Genomic DNA, 19,950 nt, shown 5'->3' on the forward strand with positions numbered 1-19,950 from the left:
AAACCAAAACAGCTTACAGAAAAACGACTATGCTAACTCGTAAACTGGGGCTAGGTTCACATTGTTGAAAACATTGCTTCCACCCCATGTTTGAGCGCGTAGGTGCGCAGCTTTTAAGTCATCATCTTTTAAATTGAATTGTGTTTTCCAGCCAGACTTGTTCATCCCCTTGGAAAATCCCCTAGCGATTTTAGAGGGATTTTTCAATTCGCCATAAGGACGGTATAGAGTATACTCACTTTCCAATATAACATACCCGTTCAAGCCATTCCATGGCCCAGGCCACGTGGCATTAAGGTCCTTCCCGCTGGGATGATGCCCTTGCGAGGCGATACCAATTGTTCCCGGTGTGCCTTTTAGGATTTTTTTTGCACCGGAGCCGCCAGCGGAGTTTGCCCCCATTGGGATTGGAGATCCGATTGCAATACTCTTTTGTTTCAACCCATAATAACGCTGTGGAATCGGAACCTCAATTGGCGGTTGGGTTCCATAAAGTCTTTCATAAAAGGGCGGCATGGGCGGCGGCATGATAAAATAGCTATTCAACCCCAATGCCAGCGCTTGCGCTGGTGAGGTTGGCATCAGCGACCTGTTTACGGCGGAAAATCCCATCGGACTCGGCACCCAATTTGTGGAACCAGGCTCCGGAGGTGATGGTGCAGTAGTGGCGGTAGCTTCTACGGCAGCCAAGTAAAAGCCGATAGCTACCTCCTGCCCAGTATCGTCTCTGCCATCCCAAACGTATTCCAGTCCATAACCAGAACCGGTGGCTGTTCTCACTAAGGCCGCATCCGAATTGGTGATATATAAAGTCCAGTCGGAATAAGCGGGAAAGGCCGCGCTTAATTTTTGCGTGGTTTGTTCGCTATCCAAATATTGATGTCGAAATTGGCTGACATAATTATCAAAGGAAACGTTAATTAAAGGCGTGAGGCTATATCCAACTTGAAGATTGCTATCATTATCAGTGCTTTCCCATCCATCGTTGGCGGCAACAGCGGAGAAAAGAACATGCGTTCCATTCCGCCATTCATGCGTGTTTAAATAGAAATTGGTTTCACTGGCTGGAATCTCATCCAACTCATGCCCGTCAATAAACAACCGGATACCTGCCAGGTAAGAGGTGCTATTGGCCGATACACCAATCCAATTGTGACTGGACAAAATGCTATCATTTGTCAGGGCTAAGAACGAAATACTGGCATTCAGATTCGCATTGGTATTTATTTTTACCACGCGATAAAAGCGCCAACCTTTGTCGCGGGGATGCGCAATATCTGGCACATAAAGTTCCTGTCCGGCATCCGTCCACAAAGTGTTCGTGCCATGCGAGGGGTAATCGTCATAAAGCGTCTGCCAGTTCATGGGCGTTTCCAAAAAATTGGCGTATTCAATCCGGTAAATAGCGTTCGTCTCGCTTTCCCATCGCAAAGATATCGCTCCTGCTTCGTCATGAGTGGTTGTGCATATAACGGGCTCATTGGTAGTTTGTCCGTAAATATTTAGCGCGGCAACAACAGCTAACACGCAAAAAATGCCAGGCCCAGGATTGATAGATTTAGACTTCATAAAATGTCATGCTCGCGCTAGTGTTCCGTTAGCCAAAGCCAAAATTGCGTGGAACGTATGATATTACGGTCACTACTGCATTCCAGCTTTTGCTAACCGTCATAGCTAATAGCAAATCCCCAAGGTTTGAAAGGGAAATCTGAAAATAATGATCGGCTATTGAAATCACGCATTGGATTTTCTTCAACAGATACTATTTGCAGCAAATAGGTAAAATGGGGCATGACCTCCGGAAAGCCGCCTGCTAAATCAACTACACCGGCCGGCTGGGTACCAGAGTTTACTTTAACACCTGCTGTTAAAGTTGAAAAATGAGGGTTTTATGTCGTCGGGCTGTTTTTTAGATAAATCGCTATGGTGGAATGTGTTACGGTGGGTTTAGCTAGTGTTTTTCGTGCCAAAGTATGTGTTTTTTTCCAAAAAACATGTGTCTTTTCAAAATTAACACATACTTACTCCCGCCGGATACATATCCGAGACCGCTGGATACATAGCGCGCACCGCCGGATACATAGCTGAGGTCGCCAGTCACATACTTCTATTGCTGGCTACATATCCGAGACCGCCAGACACATACTTTTTCTCGCCAGCTACATAGCCGGGACCGCCGGATACATAGCGCACGTCGCCGGACACATGGTTGATATGCCAAATACATAGCCAGCGCCGTTGGGTACATAGCTGGTACCGCTGGATACATAGCCCGGCCTGCCGAGTACATACTTTTTCCCGCCAAACACATGTCGCAGAGCGGCGGACACATACTTTTTCCCACCGGCTACATGTTTTTTCGCCCAAAACACATGCTTTCCCCCGTTGGACACATGGAATGGATAGTAGGTTGCATGATGCTGGCCACTACTTACCAACTGATCACCCTGAAGTACCGTCAGGTTAATGGCTAAGATATACTCCGCATAGTTAAGGTTGTATTTCGTAAATATTTTTAAATTCCTACTTGAAATTCCTTTTTGGAATGGCAAACTGCGGGCAAGTCACTGTCTAAAAACTGTCTGGTATGAACTTGGCATTCGATCAAAATCCGCCTGTCCTGATGGACAGTCCGGGGGTTTTTATGGATACGCCGGGGCCAGTCGGCGGCAGTGGAGGTCGGAAAGGAGTTATGTTACAACTAGCGTTAAAACTATTGAAGCGGGAGCTGGAGGACTTGAAAACCTTTGCTGCCACCATTATCACGGGATTGACGGGCAATAATAATTTCCCGACGCCCACCACCACACCCGCCATGGTGCAAACGGGGATTGATGAGGTGACCGACGCCGAGAATGGGTTGGCCGACGCGGAAAGGGTCGTGGTCGAAAAACGCGAGGTGCTCAAAAACAAGGTCGAGGCGCTCCGCGAGGTAATCACCAAAGTGGGCGTGGAATGCCTGAACAAGGTGAAGAATGATCCCGAAGACGTGGCGCGCGTCAAACTGCTCTCGGTCGGTTTGGTTTTGAAGGCCGACAGCACCCCCACGGAGGTCGTGGCGATGCCCACCAATTTTGCGGTGACGCAAGGGGATCACTCGGGCGAAGTGGACGGCGGCTGCAACCGCGTGCCCAACGCCAAGATGTACCGCGTGCGCGTGAGCGCCTCAATCACCGGCCCCTGGGAAATCAAATACGAGGGGACGCGCTCCAGCTTCTCCATTGCCAGCCTGCCGCTCGGGATGACCTATTTTCAGATGGCGGCGTTTGGCACCAACGGCGGCTGGAGCGAATGGAGCGATCCAGCGGCGTGCCACGTGATTTAATCCCCGCAACCCAAAACCAACTTAAACCGGGGGTGCGCGGAGCCGCAACGCTTCCCACCCCCTTTATGCGTATGCCATTCGATCCCAATTTCCCTCCCCACCAAGCGGCGCTGATCTCCCAACAATGGCGCGACCAATTCAACGCCCTCAAGGCCCTGGATGACGCCAAGGGCGCCCGCATTGATGCGCTGGAGGCACAAGTCGCCGCCATCCCCGCCGGACCGCCTGGACCGCAGGGCATTCCCGGCAATGACGGCCAGCCGGGCCAGCAAGGGCCGATGGGCGAGATCAGCGCGCAGAACTTGGCCGATGCCCTGAACAACCTCAGCGCGGCGCTCATTGCCAATAGCAGCGCGAACAGCAACAGCGTGGCCACGATGGATTGGACCATGAGCGATCCTCCGACAACCTGGGAATTGGGCACCATGTTCAACACCATCAATGCCCTGATCCTGGCCCTGCGCCGCCCGGCGTAAAACAGTTTAGCAGCACGTTGCTGCCCAACCCCGGAGCTTCAGGCTCCGGGGTTTTTCTTTTTATTCCGGCGCGTTTTTCAGTTGTCAAATAACCCGGTTGCAGCGCATTCTCCCCGCATGGAAAACACGTTGTTCTACGGCGACAACCTCGATATTTTGCGCCGGTACATCAAGGACGAGTCGGTGGATTTGGTCTATCTCGATCCACCGTTCAACTCCGCGCAGACGTACAACGCCTTTTCCCAGAAAAAAGACGGAGAACACCGCCGGAAACTGATTTGACGGTCATAGGTTACAACGGTATGATCCGCTTGAATGAAGTCAGTAAAAACCATAAAAAATGCTACAGCTCCCTGAACCACTGGAACACGACATGTTGAATTCCAGTCGATTTGCGCCTACTGCTGCCAAGACAAGTGATAAGAAAAAGCCTAGTCGACGCGAGGACAACAAACTGCGACTCAGCGACCGACCCGCTCACCAGTGGTATCGCTTCGTACTCTCTTTTCCTCCTCATCTTGTGCAGGACTATATTGGTAAGTTTGGGCTAGGTGCGGGAAATCGTGTTCTAGACCCCTTCTGCGGCACTGGGACGACCGTGGTGGAATGCAAGAAACTTGGCATTTCAGCAGTCGGGCTGGAATCCAACCAAGTGGCGTGCTTTGCCAGCCGCACCAAACTCAACTGGGACATTGATCCGAAGGCCTTGCTGCGACATGCCCAAATGGTGGCAGACATCGCCAGTAGGCGTTTGGAAGATGATGGGTATTGTGACGACGATGGCACTCTCCGCCTTTTGGAGCATTCAAGAGCGCCCCTGCGCACTTTATCAGATGAGGCGACGACCTTGCTGCTGACAAATTCGATCAGTCCTATTCCCCTGCACAAGACGCTTGTCCTCCTGGACACTTTGGCTGTGCAGCAGGATGAACGTTTTGCAAACCATGAACGGCTTGCCTTGGCCAACGCACTGGTAAACGGAATTAGCAACCTGCATTTCGGGCCGGAAGTCGGCATTGGGCCAGCCAAACCCGATGCCCCCGTGGTCTCCCTCTGGCTGGACGGTATTCGCGCAATGGCTCAAGACTTAGAGACCTTGCCACACGATGCCACTACGGAAGCGGTGGTCTATCAGGCTGACGCTCGCGATGCCGCACATGTTTTGGCACCGCAGTCCATTGACGCTGTGATCACTTCGCCGCCCTATCCAAATGAGAAGGACTATACGCGTACAACACGCCTGGAATCAGTGCTGCTGGACTTTATAAAATCAAAGGAAGATTTGCGCGACCTGAAGCGGCGGCTAGTCCGCTCCAACACTAGGGGTGTATATAAAGTCGACAACGACGACACGCATGTGGCGGGGCATCCCGAGATCGAGCGTATCGCCGCTGCGATTGAAAAACGGCGCATCGAATTGAAAAAGGACTCAGGCTTTGAGCGACTCTATGCCCGTGTAACCAAACTCTACTTCGGCGGCATGGCTCGGCATCTGGCGGGATTGCGCTCTGTGCTCCGTCCCGGTGCCCAGTTGGCTTACGTAGTGGGTGACCAAGCCTCATACCTTCGCGTTATGATTCGCACCGGCCAACTACTGGCCGATATTGCCATATCGTTGGGCTACGAAGTCACAAGCATTGACCTTTTCCGTACAAGACTATCAACTGCCACACGGGAACAACTGCGCGAAGAAGTTGTTCTCTTGCGCTGGCCGGGAGCCATATCCACAACTCATAAACCATAATGAAATCCAAGAATCGTTACTCCGCCATTATCGAGCGTATCTTCAAATCCAGATTCAAACCCGGTCTGACCGAACTGGAGTTCGAACGGCAAGAAATGGTGACTATTGCTCGCGATCTGCGGATCGAACTTCCTAAGAACCTTGGCGATCTCGTATACAGCTTTCGTTACCGCACCGCCCTGCCCGATTCCATTCAGGCAGGTGCGATACCCGGCAAAACATGGATCATCCGTTCAGCGGGCCAAGCCAAATACCGATTTGTCTTGGTCCCCGATGTGCCGTTGACGCCGAATCCAAATCTTACCGAAACGAAAGTGCCCGACGCTACGCCGGGCATTGTGGCCAAATATGCGTTCAATGACGAACAAGCGTTATTGGCCCGTTTGCGCTACAATCGGCTCGTGGACATTTTCACGGGCATCACCTGCTATTCGCTCCAAAACCATTTGCGTACCACCGTTCCTAACATGGGGCAGGTGGAGACCGACGAAATCTATGTGGGCATGGATAAAAAGGGCGTTCATTACGTCTTTCCCATTCAGGCAAAAGGTGGAACTGACAAATTGAACGTCGTGCAAATCGAGCAAGACTTCGGCGTCTGTGCGCAGAAGTTTCCAGCGCTTGTCTGCCGTCCTATTGGGGCGCAGTTCATTGACGATGGTGTCATCGTCTTGTTCGAGTTAGAGCAAACGAACGATGGTGTTCGCATCAACTCGGAAAAACATTACCGGCTGGTCCCACACGAAGAAGTCACTGATGTGGATTTGATGAATTACCGTCAACGCATGGCTGATTGATGGGCGCATTCTGTTCCGCAATGATCCCAGGACCTATCTACTATCAATTATTGCGGACGGTCAAAGAGTTGATGGAAGGCTAGAGCTAGAGCCTTGAACGCCCCGCATTGAACAACACCTAGCCGATTAATGTTTCAGCGGAATCCGGACATTGAAGGAATGCGTGCGCTGGCTGGTCTCATCAACCGCATACATCAACACCACTGGCACCCCATTCTCAAAAAATAGCTGGGGCCGTTCGAGCGAGTTGAGCTTTTGTTTGCGTCCACCTTCCCAGGTGATTTCCGTCGTAGCCACCAACGCATGCTGCGATAATTTCCAACTGAAACCGTCGGGAGACTCAAAGAGCGCGGTGGATTTGCCCGCGCCGGTGAAGTGTCCCGCATTATCCTTTACGATTGCCCAATAGCGATCCGGGCCGTACCAGATAAAGGGATCTTCGGCCGCAAAGTTCTCGCCCGCCTTGGTGAATACCGGCTCTGGATGTTTTTTGAACGGCCCCTCCGGTGAATCACTCGTGGCCACCAAGTGTACCACTGGCCCGCCAAACGGCATCGGCTTCTTGTCCGCCACGGCTTTGTACACCATCAAATAACCACCATCCGGTCGGCGCGTCACTGAAGGATTGCTGGTCACCAGCGCATCGTGCGAGCCTGGGGTGACATCCACCAACGGTTTATCCGCGCGCCGCCATGGGCCCGCAGGCGACTCGGCCACCGCCACGCCAATGCGCTGGTTATTGCGATGCACCCAATTGAGGGTCTTCATGGCTTTGCCATCGCCGGTGTTGCCCATGTAGTAGAGGTAATACTTGCCATCGAACTTGTGGACTGTGGGGTTGTGCGTGCATAGACCGTCCCAGAATTCCTTGCCTCGCGCGGGCAGCGCCACGTCCTGATGCTTGAATGGCCCCAAAGGCGTGTCGCCCACCGCGTGAGCGACCTCCGAATGCGTCACCCAGGCGTAATGCCCCAGCGCACGCGGCCAGCGGGAATAAAACAAGTGGTACTTGCCATCATCGCCACGCGCCATCGTACCGCACCAGATGTAAAAGTCCGGGTCGGAAAACTTGCCGGACTCCGGCGCGGGTTGAATCATGGCCGCAAAATCATACAGGGGTGGCTGGCCAGCCGGTTGATCGGTGGGCACCGGCGCACCCATCAAGGGTATGGCCAGCAGCGCCAGTAGCAGTATCAGTCGCATTCTCTTTCCAGTGACGTTATGCATGAGTTGGAGCTTATCGCAGAGCGATTGCATTATGAAGCTTGTTTTTTCACTACCAACTCACCGGCCAGTTTCCTGCCGTTTTCCATTGCCACCACTGCCGGTTGGCACTATACCCATTGTCGTTCGCATGATTCAAGTATCAGGGGCAAGAATGATAACGACATCTGGCACCTTTGGTGTACCACAAACGCCGCAAACAGGCGGCCGATGGCTATTGATTTGCCTGCTGCTATGCCTTGGCACCCTCGCCGCCCCAGCCGCCTCGCTCAAGCAATTTGACGTCTTTATCGGGTATGACGGGGTGCTCCCGGAAGGTAATTGGTTTCCCGTCACCTGTGAGGTGGCCAACGACGGCCCCACCTTCGAGGCCGTTTTTGAACTCACCGCCGGCGGGTTCAAGCAAAGCCAGGTGAGACGATTGCGGTTGGAACTGCCCACCGGCACCATGAAGCGGTTTGTCATCCCCGTTTTCAACAGTACCCGCTATAACAGCACTTGGAATGCGACGCTTTACGACAGCAAGGGCAACAAGCGAGCCGAAATGCGCGATATCCGCGTGCGCAAGGTGACCGGTTCCAAGGCCCCGGTCCTCGGCGCGATCGTGCGTTCCATGACCAGTCTGCCGGTATTTCCCAACGCCAATAATAGCCACGCGGAGTTCCAGCCCATGGTGGCGCGCATCCAGCCGGAGCAATTCCCGGACAACCCGTTGGCCTTGGAAGGTCTCACCGCCGTGTACTTGAATTCCGCCAAAGCCCTGACCTTGAAAATGCAGCAAGCCAATGCGCTGCTGGCGTGGATTTCGGCGGGCGGCCATCTGATCGTGGCGGTGGATCAACCCGGCGATTTCCAAGCCAATCGTTGGTTGGGTGATTTGATCCCATTTGCCCCCACCAGCCTGCAACAACTCCCTGACCACAGTGGCTTGAAGCGCTGGGTGGAGACTGCCGCCACCAAGGTTTCGGCGGCGGATGATTCGGGCATGAACCGGGCAGGCGTCACCGCCCGTCATCCGGGCTTCGTCAATTTGCGCGTGGACCCTGCCTTTGACAGCACACCGCTACCCACCGCCACCGGCTCCCTGCGCGATGGGCGGGTGGTAGCGGAATCCGGCGGCGTGCCGCTTGTCATCACTGGCCAGCGCGGACGCGGGCGCGTAACAGTACTGACCTTTAACCCAGAGTTAAGGCCCATCACCGATTGGAAAGAGCGCAGTTATTTCTGGGCGCGTCTGCTCGACCTGCCACCGGAATGGTTTCGCGCCGAGCAGAAAGGCAATCAACAACATTACGGCGGATATTCCTTGGACGCCGCCTTTGGCGCGATGGTGGACAGCAAACAAATCCGCAAACTGCCGGTGGGTTGGCTGGTCTTGCTGCTGCTGGTTTATCTGGCGGTCATTGGTCCAGTAGATCGGTGGTGGCTTAAGAAGATCAACCGCCAGATGTGGACTTGGCTTACCTTCCCCGCTTACGTCGTGCTCTTCTCCGTCCTGATTTATATCATTGGATACAAACTGCGTGCCGGCGACACGGAGTGGAACGAACTGCATGTGGTAGACGTGTTACCCAGCGGTTCCGGTGCGTCGCTGCGCGGCCACACGTATGCCTCGGTCTATTCTCCCGCCAATGCCCCCTACCCCCTTGAATCCCTTCAGAGTTTCGCGGCGCTGCGCGGTGAATATGCCGGGCCGTATTCCGGTTGGGAAGACAGCCGCGCCATCATCGAGCAACGCGGCAACAATTACCATGCGGAAGTGACCGTGCCGGTCTGGACCAGCCAGTTGTACGTCAATGAATGGTGGCACACCCTGCCCGCTCTGCCGGTCGCGGTCAAAGTGACGGCGCAAGATCGGGAATTCAATATCCGTCTCGAAAACCGGCTATCGTACAAACTCACGCGCCTCTCCGTCATCATCGGCTACCGGATTTATACGGTGGGCGATCTGGATTCCAATGCTTCCAAGACCTTCACCTTGTCCCGCTCCGGCGGGCAACCGCTGCGCGATTTTGTGCGTCCGCTCAAAGATCAAATGCACAATGCCTCCGGCAGTCGCCGCCAGGCGTTGGGCGATGACACCCACAATCGGCTCCAAGACATTCCCAGCGCGGCCATCGCCACCGCATTCGTCGGGCTGGTCGAGGAACCGAACAATTACAACCGTTTTATCCCCTCCCCCCAAATGGATCTCCAAGGCCAACTGGATCAGGCCAATGCCGTGGTGTTTGCGTGGGCGGAAAACCGCACGCTCACGCCAGGCTTGAACCAATTCAGCCCGCGCCGGTCCCGAGTGGACACCCTGCTGCGCCTCGTTACCCCCGTCCATTGACCTCCTGAACTTATGCCCAACGGAACCACCAACGAAGTTGCCATCCAAACCACTGGCCTGACGCGCTACTACGGTGCCATCCCAGCCGTCAGCGACTTAAACCTCACGGTCAACCGTGGCGATTTGTTTGGCTTCATCGGCTCGAACGGCGCTGGCAAAACCACCACCCTGCGCATCCTGGCCACTTTCCTCGCCCCCTCCTCCGGCACCGCCAAAATCTTGGGACACGACGTCGTGTCTCAGGCGGATGCGGTGCGTCATGTCATTGGCTACATGCCGGACTTCTTCGGCGTGTACAAAGACATGGAGGTCACGGAATACCTGGACTTCTTCGGCGCCTGTTACCGCATCCCCACGGCCCAACGGGAGAAGACCGTGAGCGACGTGCTGGAATTGGTGGGACTCAGCGAAAAGAAAGGGGCATTGATCGGTGCGTTAAGCCGGGGTATGCAACAACGGCTGGGCCTGGCCCGCGTCCTGATCCACGACCCCGCCGTGCTATTACTCGATGAACCGGCCAGCGGACTTGATCCCCGCGCGCGCATCGAAATGATGGCGATCCTCCAGGAGCTTCAACGGCTAGGTAAAACCATCATCATCTCCTCGCACATCCTCAGCGAACTCCAAACCCTGTGCAACCGTGTCTGCATCATTGAAAAAGGCAAGCTCATCTACAGCGGCCCGGTCCAAGGCGTGCGCGACCAAATGTCCAGTGGCCGCGTCGTCTGGGTCACGGTTTCCAGCGACGTCAATCAGGCAATCGAAATTTTGAAAACGCACACGGAAGTCAGAGCCGTTGCACTGGAAGAAGGCCGCATCAAAGTCACCCTGAATGACCATAACACCGATCACGGCTTTGTGGCGGACATCCTGGTGCGCAGCGGCGCACGCCTCACCGGCTTGCAGGAAGAGGAATTGGGCCTGGAAGAAGTCTTCATGCGTGTTACCCGGGGCGATACGCAATAACCGGTAAAAACCGAATTCCGGAAAAGCCGAAATCCGAAACCAACCCGCACTCCGAATCGGAGTGCTATGGGGTTTGGTTTCGGATTTCGAGCTTTGGAGTTTGGCTCTTCACTTAAAGCAGCGAAGAGCCTTGACTATTCAACACCGAGGGTTACTTGCCCTGGGGCTTGGCGTCACAATTTTCCAAACCTAACGCCCAGCGGATACCGCCGAGGATGTGCTTTTGGTACGCTTCCGCGTTTTCCTTGGAGTTACTGCGTTTGAAATTCTCAGGGGTTTCGGTATCCCAAAGGTCCTCACGATGTCCCAAGGAGGTATAAAAGACGCGGCCTTTGCCAAAGTCTTTCTTCCAGGCAATCGGGTAATCTCCCGGGACCTTCGTGTTGGGATGCGCGTTCAAAGTCAACAGACCGTGCATGGTTGAGCGGTTGAAGTTCTTGATGATGTAAATTTCATCAAACACCGTCCAGTTAGCACTGAGATGCTTGCACGCCGCGCAACCGCTGTCCTGGTTGATGGCGTCCACCGACACCTGCGCCTTGTGCGTTTCAAATTCGCCGCCGAGCATGTCCAGGTACGGCGGGAATTTGTGGAACGTATCGCTGGCACTGTGCATCCCAACGAAACCGTGTCCCTCTTTGACCCAGTCAATGAAGGCTTGCGGATCAGGCAACGGCAGGTCACCCGTGGTGTTGGCAAAAATCACTGCGTCATACTTTTTCAGGTTCTCTTTGCTCAGCTTGGAAAGCTCTTGTTTGAGCTTTTCATTCCAAGCGGCTTCGAGTGGTTTGGCGGCAGCGGCATCCGCTTCGTACTTGGCCAACTCTTCCTTGTATTTCGCTTTGGCGGCCTCATTGGCATCCGGCTTGGGCGCGTTGGGCCGGCGCAGGTTGGGCTTGCCCTCCGGCTGGTGCACATAATCCACGGTAAAGGCACCGCTCTTTTCAGCAAGCATACCCAGGATCTTTTCTGCCGTGGGAATGGAGCTGTGACGGAAGCCAGTGGTCGTGGTCACCACCAGTACTTTTTTTGGTTCAGCCAAGGCGGTCAGAGCCAGCCCGGCAGTCAATGCTACGGTAATTAATGTCTGTTTCATGGTTTTCTCTACATCAAGTTAATCGTTGTTTGTACAGGCAAACTGTATGCGATAACAATGGGACATTTCACCGAATTGTCCACAGTTAAATGAATTGAATTCCACCCATCATCAACGGCGGCGTGCACCCAATTATTGCTGTCCCAACAACTCCCTGCCCTGCACGAAAACCCGCAGAGCGGTCATAACATTATACTCCGGCACCTCCACCAGGCAGAAGGTGCGCGTCTTAAGGTGATCATTGCCCGGAAGAATCCCCGCAAAGCGGGCCGCCTTTTCGCTCATTTGGCTCCATGAATCCACCCATGAACGATGCGTCATCTGTGCGGCGCGAAAAGCGCCTTCCACCGGACGCAACGCAGAGCCAGCAAAGTTGGTTTTACCGGGTTGACGCACCACCTGATCCATTCCGACTTCGACTTCCGTCCCACCCAAGCGATAACGACCGGGTCCGGCCCCGGCAGCGGCCATGGCGTCGGTGGTATAAATGACCTTGTGCTGTTCAAGCAGGCGATGGAGCAGCCGAAACGGAATCGGCGACACATGAATGCCATCCGGGATCATGCTCACGGTCAATCCCGGAAGCGCACAGACGCGCCAGAGAATATTATCATGGCGATCCAGTTCCCGCGGACATCCGTTGGCCAGATGCGTGAAGCCAGTCGCCCCCGCATGAATGGCTGCCTGCAAGATTTCCAGGCTGGCGTTGGTGTGACCGAGGCTTACTTTGAAGCCCAATGACACCGCGAGCTTGATGGCGGCAATTGCGCCCTTGCGTTCAGGGGCGATGGTCAACAGCACGGGATCGTTGCCTGCCACCCGCCGCAATTGGCGGAGGTGCGCGGGCTTCGGGTCCAGCATCAGGCTGGGATTGTGCGCGCCATGATAGCCCGGCTCGGGCGACAGAAACGGTCCTTCCAGATGCCAGCCGGCAATGGCGCGCGCCAATTCGGGAGACGCAGCACGCAAACAGCGCACATGAGCCAACCGTTCTAACATGCGGTCCCAATCGTCCGTAATGAGCGTGAAAAAGAAGCGTCCGCAGGCATCACGCTGCAAAGAGCAGACCGCACGATGCAGCTCCTGTGCCGACAAATTGTCCTGCTGGAAATCAACGCCGCCATAGCCGTTGATTTGCGGATCAAAAAGCAGCGGTGCGATGAATAACGTCTTGTTCGGACGGACACTGGTGTAACGATCAATCCCCACGATCTGATCATCCCGCAAGTAGATCATCCGCGACTGGACATTCATGAAATCACGAACGCACAGGCGTTCGGTATGTTCTGGTATTTTATGCCGGGAGTACATGCTGGGTGGCGGAGTTGGCGTATTTTTCCTGAGCTCGGTATAAAACATCCACGATATTGCGGAGGTACTGCTCGTCGGTAATGCCTTCGGTGGCGTCGGGCGGAAAATTCACGATGCAGGAGTAGTGTTGCGCCATGCGGCTGAACAATTCCACGCGCGCCTCGGGCGTAAACGCATCGCGGCGCAGGATGGCTTGCAAAGCCAGCGCGGCTTCCGCCGGACTTACCCGCTGGCGCAAGCGCGCAACCAAATGTGGGTGCTGGCGAAGAGAATTAAACTTGCCGGAAAGGATTTGGTCGAGGTCCGGCTCGTTGACTTTCGGAAAGCGAACAACCACGGTGTTCGCCGCAAGGTCCCCCAATCGCTGGGCACGCGGCGATAACAGGCACGCAATCCCGCCCACCAGGTACACAAAGGGCAATGCGTCCACGAAACGCAGCAAGTTGCGGATCACAACCTGGCTGGGCTGGAGGCGCAACCCCTGGGCATCCACCACCCGCAGCCGCATCACGCGCTTGCCGATCGTTTGCCCGCGCCAAACCCATTCGAGCAGGATTCCATAGCCAATGGAGATGACGAAATAGCCGATCATCTGCACCGCGCCCGCCAAGTCGGGACTCAACCACGCCAGAAACATCAGCCCATAGCTAAGCAGGATGATCATCACCAAAATGCAGGCCAGATCAATGGACCATGCCAACATGCGAGTTACCGGGCTGGCCAGCAATTGGGAAAAGACAATCCCTTCCGGCGTCCGGATGCGCAGCGTGTTGGTGCGATCCACTGGCATTTTGCGGGATGCACTAGGGCTCCGAAAGGACCACTTTGAAGTCGCGGCGGCTGGTGATCGTCCGGCTATTTTTGGTGACCAAATCCGCCGCCAGGCTATACGCACCGGGCGCAATGGGCAGCGTCACGGTGAACACCACAATGTTCCGATCCAACGCGGCCACCGTCACCGGCTGCGTGGCGAGCACCGTGGTCTTGTCGCTGTTGGAAAACTTCAAGCGCACCTCGCCCTGCCACTCTTTGGGCTCGTCATTGGTCACATAGACGCGCACCTCGCGCTCGGTTTCCGGCGGAATGGTTTCGGCCCAGAAGTCCAACATGATGCCGACGGGGTTAAACGCGTCGCGCACATACTTCACAAAGTTTGGTTCCCACACCAAATGCTTTACGTCCGCCCAATGGTCGCTCGTGGCACCGCCTTCGGGGCGCGGGATGTCGCCACGGCGCGAATAGCCCAGCGAACAAAACTCCAGCACGCCCGCACATTGCCGATGCGCGCGCCAGAATTCGGTTTTGGCGGCGAGACATTTCGCCCAGAACTCCTGACGCTGGGCGGCGGTGCTGTTTGTGCCCAATTGGTTCGCGTAAACTTTGTCCGTGAGGCTGGTGGGTTCGCCTTTGCGGTTCAGCCAAAGCCAGCCGTACTCGTTAATGATGATGGGCACGTCCAGTTTTTTCTGTGCGGTCTGCAAACTGGGCGTCAGTGGCAGCTCCGGCATCTCGCTCATGCGAAACGGCTTCTTGCTTTGCCAATCACGGATGAATTGGTACGGGTGCGATTCCACGCAATCCGTCGGACTCTGCGGTTCGCCCCAGCCATTTTCCCAGGGACGCTGCGACAAATCCAAGCTGCGCACCGCACTCAGGGCTTTGCCCGTTTCAGCAGTGCTGCTTTCGTTTTGCGCGTCCCAAATGACCACGCAAGGATGGTTCCAGCGCTCGCGCATCCACTCCACGTATTCCGGAATGACGAGTTCCGCCTTGATCGGCTCCGGGCTGTCGCCGTTCGGCATCGCTTTGCCGCCCAGCAACCAGATCGGGAACTCATCCTGGATCAAAATGCCCTCTTCATCGGCGATCTCGTACCAGAACTCCGGCGGAAACCCGATGCAATAGCGCAGCGCATTCCAGTTCATCGCCTTGAATTTGCGGTGCATCGTCCGCACCCACGTTTCATTCCATGGCAGATCGCCGCGGTCCGCGTCTTCAAAGAAGCGGTACAGGGAAACATTACTGCCACGCAGATAGTACGGTTTGCCATTCAGCATCGCGCGCTTGGTGATCGGATCAAACTTGAAAGTTCGCATGCCGAACTTCACGCGCAGCGCGTCCGCTTCCGTGCTCAGCTTCAATTCGTAGAGGAACGGATCTTCCGGCGTCCACAAATGGCAGTTTTCAATGGGGATACTGAGCTTCACTCGCGCCAATTGATGCGCCGCCAAACGGATGACATGTGATTTCACCGCCCCGACCTCCTGGCGCAAGACCGCCTCGATGACTTCGCTGGACAACGTAAATGCACAGTTTGTTTCCCCCGCCTCAATCTCCACCACCACGCCCACGGCCTGCCGCGCAAGGTCCGGTACGGTCTGCACATTTACAATGCGCGGTGCACCGCTCAAAATGAGTTCCACCGAGTCGTAAATGCCCGGCATATATTGAAACTTCTCAAAGTCAAACCCGGTGGGCATGCCCGCCGGCAGGACGGTGCGGTCCGCACCGATGCGAATGACGATCTCATTGGCCTCGCCGTTTCCTTTCAGGAGCGGCCCGACCTTGAGCCACGCCGGGGTGAAGCACGGCAGATGTTCCCCGGCCTCCTTACCGTTGATCCACACCTTGGCACCGTACTGCGCCTTGTGGATTTTCAGCAGCGCCATGTCCGGCACAGGCCCATCGAGCTTGAAGGTGCGCCGATACCAGAACGCCTGCCGCAATTTGCTCGGCCGCCCGACCTCATTGAACACCGGACGCGCCATGTCAATCAGACCCGGCACCGCCACTTTGCGATAAAACAGCGTTGGGCACTTATCCATGACGCCTTCGCCGACTTCCCAAGCGCCGTTGAGGCTGACACGTTGCCGCGGCTCAGCGGCAATTACGGCACTGGCCAGGGCAATCGCCATTCCGGCCAGCGCAAGTTGTTTGATGATATGATTCATGGTCGTAATACTTTGATGCGGATGACCGTAAAGGAATTCCCCGGCAAATCACAGTGAATTATTGCGTCCTTGACCGGGAGATTTTTGCTACTGGGCGCGACCTTCATGGGTTGCGTCAGCGTATTCTCATCCTCGCCGCTGGCCGAGGTCAACTGCCACGCCCGCGCCTGCGTGGCGAGCGGCGCACTGCTCTCCAGCTTGATGTCCGTGGCCTGTGGGTCCGGATTCGTGTTCACCACCTTCACAATGACCTCCCGATTGGGGTCATCCTGCGTCGCCGACGCATAGACCGATTGCATGGTGGGCGCCACCACATCGTGAATGAGCTGGTTATCCAAGAAACACTTGATGTGATTGTCCGCCAATTCCAAGCGAATATCGTACCAACGGTTCAGCTCAATCCGGCCGGGCACTTCCCGCCCCACGATGCCGCCGATCTCAATCCCATGGCGTGTGTTCCCACAACCGCCAAGGTTCCACCACGACTTGCTACTCTGATCCGGCATCCGGAACGGAATGAGGAATCCCTCCGCGCCGCCCAGCTTCCGCGCCTTGAGCGTGTACGTGTAATTCGTCCACGTCTTATCGCCAATAATGGCGCGGACATTTTCCTTGAGGCTGTGTTGCTGCAACACGCCGCCCTGCACTTTCCAATCCCCGCCGAATAACTTCCAGCCTTTGGTGCCGTCCGCAAAGTCCGTGCTGAACAGCGTTTGCCCATTGCATATGACCTTCAAGTCTTTGAACTCCGCCTGCGTGAGCCACGTGCCCACCCCGAGCGCCCCGCCGTTGGGACTGCTGCTGATGCTCTTCGCCTGGACCGTCACCGGCAGCACCGCCTGGCCGCGATGCTCCGCAAACAACTTCTGCACATAATAACTGGGCAACCCGTACGCGCGATAACTGTCGTAGCAGATCAGATCGGGGTTCCAGCGCTTGTGATTCACGTTCGCGAACAGCGGCGCGTACGACGCCATCGCCACCACCTCCCCATTGCGCTCCATCCCGGTCATGAATGCTGCCTCACCGATTGCCCCGCGCAGGTTCCCCTGCCCGCACCCTTGCGTCACGGCGTATTCGCCCACATAAATTTTCGGCCCCTTCCGGTCATAGCCGTCATACTTGCCCGCCTGCTGCATGAAGAATTCCGGCGTGCTGTAATAATGCTCATCCACGATGTCCGGCATCGGGTTCGTGGGGCAACCGCTCCAGACATTGGCGATCAACTGCATTTGCGGATACCGCGCCTTGATGGCCTTATGGAACAACTGCCAGCGCTCATGATACGCCGGGCCGCCATTCTCGTTGCCGATCTCCAGATAACGCAGATTGAACGGCGCCGCGTGTCCGGCCTGCACCCGCTTGAATCCCCACGGGCTGTCCGTGGGTCCGTTGGCGTATTCAATGGCGTCCAACGCATCCTGCACATACTCGCTCATCTGCTCCATGGGCACATTCTCCCGATGCGACATCCCGCAATTGATGACAAACAGCGGCGCAGCCCCGAGATCCTCGCACAGTTGCAGATACTCATGATACCCCAGCCCATGCGTGGCCTCATACTGCCAGATATTATACTGCGTGCGCCGTTCCGAGATGTCCCCGATCGTCTGCTTCCAGCGATACGCCTTATCCATCGTCTCCCCCTCCACCCAACAACCGCCGGGGAACCGGATAAACGCCGGCTTCAACCCCGCCAGCATCTCCATCAAATCCGCCCGCATCCCGTGTCCCTTCCACGTCTCCTTGGGGAACAGTGAAACCATATCCAGCCAGAACGTGCCGGGGCGCGTGGTGCTGATCACCAGCCGCGCGCGCGGATCCGTCCCCTTGCTCTTCAGCGCAAATGAGAATTGCTTCCACTCATTGCTCAACGTGTTGATGCGTTCCTCCGCATACACCACCCCATCCTGGCTTTCCAACGTCACCGCCAGCGGCCCGCTGAAAGCCGCCTCGCCCCGCACCTGTAGCGAAAGCGTGTACTGCGCCCCTTTCTTCAACGCCATCCCCCAATAACCAGGATTCATCACCCCCGCGCGCCCGCTGCCGATGTCCTTCACCGCCACCTTGAGCGCATGTGGATTCTTCGCGCTCACCGGCTTCTCACTGTCCACCGATAACTCCACCTCCGCCATCCCACTGCTGACCGTGAACCAGTGGATTGGCTTCTCCGCATCCTCAAACGACCGGTTGCGCACCAGCTCGGCGTAAATGCCGCCATCCGCGGACAAATTGATATCCTCAAAGAACAACCCCCAGAGCATCGGGCTGACCCGCGCCCCCGGTTGGTTGGCGTTGATGGAGATCGTGGCGGCGGGTTGCGCCCCCACGCCGAATTGCAGCAAGGAACAAACTGCCAGCATGCCAAGCAAACGTTTCATAAAATGTCTAAGCCCAACCCTACCCGAAACCCCGCCTCAGCGGAAGCGGATATTTTCCATTGACCCGTGGGGCCTTTTAAAAGAGGGTCAGCACCATGACGAACAACTGGAAACCGGAAACAATGAACGAGACGGGAGTTCAGTAATACTGTTAGGCCGCTCCTGTTATGAAGCTCACCAACGATAGCTATGTCATCTTGATTGGCACTAAAAACTTCACAGAGCGTTACTATCGGGACAAGACCGGTTGGCTAAAAGTCAGCGCACGTGGACGGACGTTCCGAATGACGGCAGAGCAGGTTTTGAATCACGTCCTGCCTGCGGTAGCCGGCATCAAACCAAATCTGACCATTAAGGTGGAGCATCACGACTCACTCTCCCAAAATGAACGAACGGCCTAGCAAGTCGTCGGAGCCAACCGCCGCTCGCGCTGTCCGTTCCGCTGCGTGGGCCACGGTTTCTGGTCCGGCGTGGCTCAACTTTTTTCGTTCGGCTCTATGAAGTCGCTGCCGCTAATCCTAATTGCTCTGGTGCTTCTGGGATCTCCTGTGTGGATCTCCGTTTTGATCGCGCTGCTCCGGAGGCCAGCGTTAGGAGCAGTGAGTTGGTTGTGTGCTCTGCAGGTGGTTCTGGCCTTTTTGGTTTGGTGGTTCTTTTGGGGTGGCGGAATCGGTGGAGAGGCAAATCTGTCCGATTCCTTACAACTCGGCTTCATTTGGACACTCCTGCCGCTAGCGGTGGCGGTGTTCCGCTTTTGCCGTCGGGATGCCGAACGAGGCGCTTCACCAGGTGGCAACCCCGCAGCGCCGGCTGGCAATTCGAGAACCACGGAGGGGCCGCCATCGGTGAGCTAAACGTTAGGATAAAAGATGATCGCTTTACTGGCTCTAGTCTTTGTTGGCATCGGCAGTGTTATCGCCGGGGCGATCTTAGCCTTCCGGGGCAACCGAAAATGGCCCGCGTTCCTGCTCGGCGGTTTTGGTCTCTTCTGTCTCGCGGCTGTAGCGACCATAATCTTGGCCTTGTCTCACTTCGGCGAAGCACCACGAGACTGAAATGCATATCCTCACAAGTCACTGCACGCCACGACGGTTGGCGGTTCAGTTCCGCTTCGCGGGCCACGTTTTCTGGTCCGGCGTGTGTGAGTTCATGCGTTAGCTCCGTAACGGTGCCTCAAGGATTGTTCGGAAAGGCCTTGCCTCAGCCTCTCTGGCACCCGCTCCAGGGTGATTCGGCTTTTTTCTGTGTTTCCGGTGGTCGCGCCCCGTGCCCCTCGCGACCGACCGTATAAGCTTTCAATCCTTCGGAGTATGAATGCCAGTTTACCGATTTTGACGTTTTTACCCT

15 protein-coding genes are annotated in these 19,950 nt (G+C 55.8%); 8 read left to right on the forward strand and 7 right to left on the reverse strand.

The genetic code is table 11. From position 1 onward, the window contains the following. Nucleotides 1-27: 27 nt before the first annotated feature. On the reverse strand, nucleotides 28-1,569 hold the full coding sequence (locus WCO56_22120) for a hypothetical protein (GenBank protein MEI7732287.1): 1,542 nt from the start codon (nucleotides 1,567-1,569) through the stop codon (nucleotides 28-30). A gap of 1,123 nt (nucleotides 1,570-2,692) precedes the next feature. Between WCO56_22120 and WCO56_22125 the strand changes: the two genes are divergently transcribed. The 5 genes from WCO56_22125 (at nucleotide 2,693) to WCO56_22145 (ending at nucleotide 6,342) form a co-directional block, all read left to right on the forward strand. Beyond that, nucleotides 2,693-3,325 (forward strand): hypothetical protein, encoded by a 633-nt coding sequence (locus tag WCO56_22125; GenBank protein MEI7732288.1) that lies wholly within the window; start codon nucleotides 2,693-2,695, stop codon nucleotides 3,323-3,325. Nucleotides 3,326-3,390: 65 nt separating this feature from the next. Next, on the forward strand, nucleotides 3,391-3,801 hold the full coding sequence (locus WCO56_22130) for a hypothetical protein (protein ID MEI7732289.1): 411 nt from the start codon (nucleotides 3,391-3,393) through the stop codon (nucleotides 3,799-3,801). A 117-nt stretch (nucleotides 3,802-3,918) separates the two neighbouring features. Then, the gene (locus tag WCO56_22135; GenBank protein ID MEI7732290.1) at nucleotides 3,919-4,083 is read left to right on the forward strand and encodes a hypothetical protein; all 165 of its coding nucleotides are present in this window, start codon (nucleotides 3,919-3,921) and stop codon (nucleotides 4,081-4,083) included. A 58-nt stretch (nucleotides 4,084-4,141) separates the two neighbouring features. After that, nucleotides 4,142-5,545 carry a DNA methyltransferase gene (locus WCO56_22140; GenBank protein ID MEI7732291.1) on the forward strand — a complete coding sequence of 468 codons (1,404 nt, stop codon included), beginning with the start codon at nucleotides 4,142-4,144 and terminating at the stop codon, nucleotides 5,543-5,545. Continuing rightward, a complete protein-coding gene (locus WCO56_22145; GenBank protein ID MEI7732292.1) occupies nucleotides 5,545-6,342 on the forward strand; it encodes an endonuclease in 798 nt (265 codons plus the stop codon). Before WCO56_22140 ends, WCO56_22145 begins: the two co-directional genes overlap by 1 nt. Before the next feature lie 126 nt (nucleotides 6,343-6,468). Here WCO56_22145 and WCO56_22150 read toward each other — a convergent pair whose 3' ends face one another. Further along, the gene (locus WCO56_22150; protein MEI7732293.1) at nucleotides 6,469-7,545 is read right to left on the reverse strand and encodes a glycoside hydrolase family protein; all 1,077 of its coding nucleotides are present in this window, start codon (nucleotides 7,543-7,545) and stop codon (nucleotides 6,469-6,471) included. 175 nt (nucleotides 7,546-7,720) lie between these two features. Here WCO56_22150 and WCO56_22155 point away from each other — a divergent pair, with 175 nt between their 5' ends. Together WCO56_22155 and WCO56_22160 are read left to right on the forward strand one after the other, a co-directional pair. After that, the gene (locus tag WCO56_22155; GenBank protein ID MEI7732294.1) at nucleotides 7,721-9,898 is read left to right on the forward strand and encodes a hypothetical protein; all 2,178 of its coding nucleotides are present in this window, start codon (nucleotides 7,721-7,723) and stop codon (nucleotides 9,896-9,898) included. A 12-nt stretch (nucleotides 9,899-9,910) separates the two neighbouring features. Then, on the forward strand, nucleotides 9,911-10,864 hold the full coding sequence (locus tag WCO56_22160; protein ID MEI7732295.1) for an ABC transporter ATP-binding protein: 954 nt from the start codon (nucleotides 9,911-9,913) through the stop codon (nucleotides 10,862-10,864). Between the two features lie 151 nt (nucleotides 10,865-11,015). Here the strand turns inward: WCO56_22160 and WCO56_22165 are convergent, their stop codons facing one another. The 5 genes from WCO56_22165 to WCO56_22185 all read right to left on the reverse strand — a co-directional run bounded on the left by WCO56_22165 (nucleotide 11,016) and on the right by WCO56_22185 (nucleotide 18,603). Further along, the gene (locus WCO56_22165; protein ID MEI7732296.1) at nucleotides 11,016-11,960 is read right to left on the reverse strand and encodes a ThuA domain-containing protein; all 945 of its coding nucleotides are present in this window, start codon (nucleotides 11,958-11,960) and stop codon (nucleotides 11,016-11,018) included. Nucleotides 11,961-12,092: 132 nt separating this feature from the next. Beyond that, nucleotides 12,093-13,214 carry an N-acetylglucosamine-6-phosphate deacetylase gene (locus WCO56_22170; protein MEI7732297.1) on the reverse strand — a complete coding sequence of 374 codons (1,122 nt, stop codon included), beginning with the start codon at nucleotides 13,212-13,214 and terminating at the stop codon, nucleotides 12,093-12,095. Nucleotides 13,215-13,254: 40 nt separating this feature from the next. Continuing rightward, on the reverse strand, nucleotides 13,255-14,061 hold the full coding sequence (locus WCO56_22175) for an RDD family protein (GenBank protein MEI7732298.1): 807 nt from the start codon (nucleotides 14,059-14,061) through the stop codon (nucleotides 13,255-13,257). 13 nt (nucleotides 14,062-14,074) lie between these two features. Continuing rightward, the gene (locus tag WCO56_22180) at nucleotides 14,075-16,222 is read right to left on the reverse strand and encodes a glycoside hydrolase family 2 TIM barrel-domain containing protein (GenBank protein ID MEI7732299.1); all 2,148 of its coding nucleotides are present in this window, start codon (nucleotides 16,220-16,222) and stop codon (nucleotides 14,075-14,077) included. Then, nucleotides 16,219-18,603, reverse strand: coding sequence for an alpha-L-arabinofuranosidase C-terminal domain-containing protein (locus WCO56_22185; GenBank protein MEI7732300.1), 2,385 nt, complete (start codon nucleotides 18,601-18,603; stop codon nucleotides 16,219-16,221). Before WCO56_22185 ends, WCO56_22180 begins: the two co-directional genes overlap by 4 nt. Nucleotides 18,604-18,770: 167 nt before the next feature. On the opposite strand from WCO56_22185, the gene WCO56_22190 reads away from it, so the two are divergent. Next, the gene (locus WCO56_22190; GenBank protein ID MEI7732301.1) at nucleotides 18,771-19,004 is read left to right on the forward strand and encodes a hypothetical protein; all 234 of its coding nucleotides are present in this window, start codon (nucleotides 18,771-18,773) and stop codon (nucleotides 19,002-19,004) included. Nucleotides 19,005-19,950 lie beyond the last annotated feature (946 nt).

Source organism: Verrucomicrobiota bacterium, from assembly GCA_037139415.1.
Taxonomy (GTDB): Bacteria; Verrucomicrobiota; Verrucomicrobiia; order Limisphaerales; family Fontisphaeraceae; genus JBAXGN01.

Coding starts and splice junctions, on each gene's coding strand:
- WCO56_22165 (MEI7732296.1), bottom strand. CDS start 11,960: ATGAAACAGACATTAATTACCGTAGCATTGACTGCCGGGCTGGCTCTG.
- WCO56_22170 (MEI7732297.1), bottom strand. CDS start 13,214: ATGAATGTCCAGTCGCGGATGATCTACTTGCGGGATGATCAGATCGTG.
- WCO56_22120 (MEI7732287.1), bottom strand. CDS start 1,569: ATGAAGTCTAAATCTATCAATCCTGGGCCTGGCATTTTTTGCGTGTTA.
- WCO56_22180 (MEI7732299.1), bottom strand. CDS start 16,222: ATGAATCATATCATCAAACAACTTGCGCTGGCCGGAATGGCGATTGCC.
- WCO56_22160 (MEI7732295.1), top strand. CDS start 9,911: ATGCCCAACGGAACCACCAACGAAGTTGCCATCCAAACCACTGGCCTG.
- WCO56_22130 (MEI7732289.1), top strand. CDS start 3,391: ATGCGTATGCCATTCGATCCCAATTTCCCTCCCCACCAAGCGGCGCTG.
- WCO56_22125 (MEI7732288.1), top strand. CDS start 2,693: ATGTTACAACTAGCGTTAAAACTATTGAAGCGGGAGCTGGAGGACTTG.
- WCO56_22155 (MEI7732294.1), top strand. CDS start 7,721: ATGATAACGACATCTGGCACCTTTGGTGTACCACAAACGCCGCAAACA.
- WCO56_22150 (MEI7732293.1), bottom strand. CDS start 7,545: ATGCGACTGATACTGCTACTGGCGCTGCTGGCCATACCCTTGATGGGT.
- WCO56_22190 (MEI7732301.1), top strand. CDS start 18,771: ATGAAGCTCACCAACGATAGCTATGTCATCTTGATTGGCACTAAAAAC.
- WCO56_22135 (MEI7732290.1), top strand. CDS start 3,919: ATGGAAAACACGTTGTTCTACGGCGACAACCTCGATATTTTGCGCCGG.
- WCO56_22175 (MEI7732298.1), bottom strand. CDS start 14,061: ATGCCAGTGGATCGCACCAACACGCTGCGCATCCGGACGCCGGAAGGG.
- WCO56_22140 (MEI7732291.1), top strand. CDS start 4,142: ATGCTACAGCTCCCTGAACCACTGGAACACGACATGTTGAATTCCAGT.
- WCO56_22145 (MEI7732292.1), top strand. CDS start 5,545: ATGAAATCCAAGAATCGTTACTCCGCCATTATCGAGCGTATCTTCAAA.
- WCO56_22185 (MEI7732300.1), bottom strand. CDS start 18,603: ATGAAACGTTTGCTTGGCATGCTGGCAGTTTGTTCCTTGCTGCAATTC.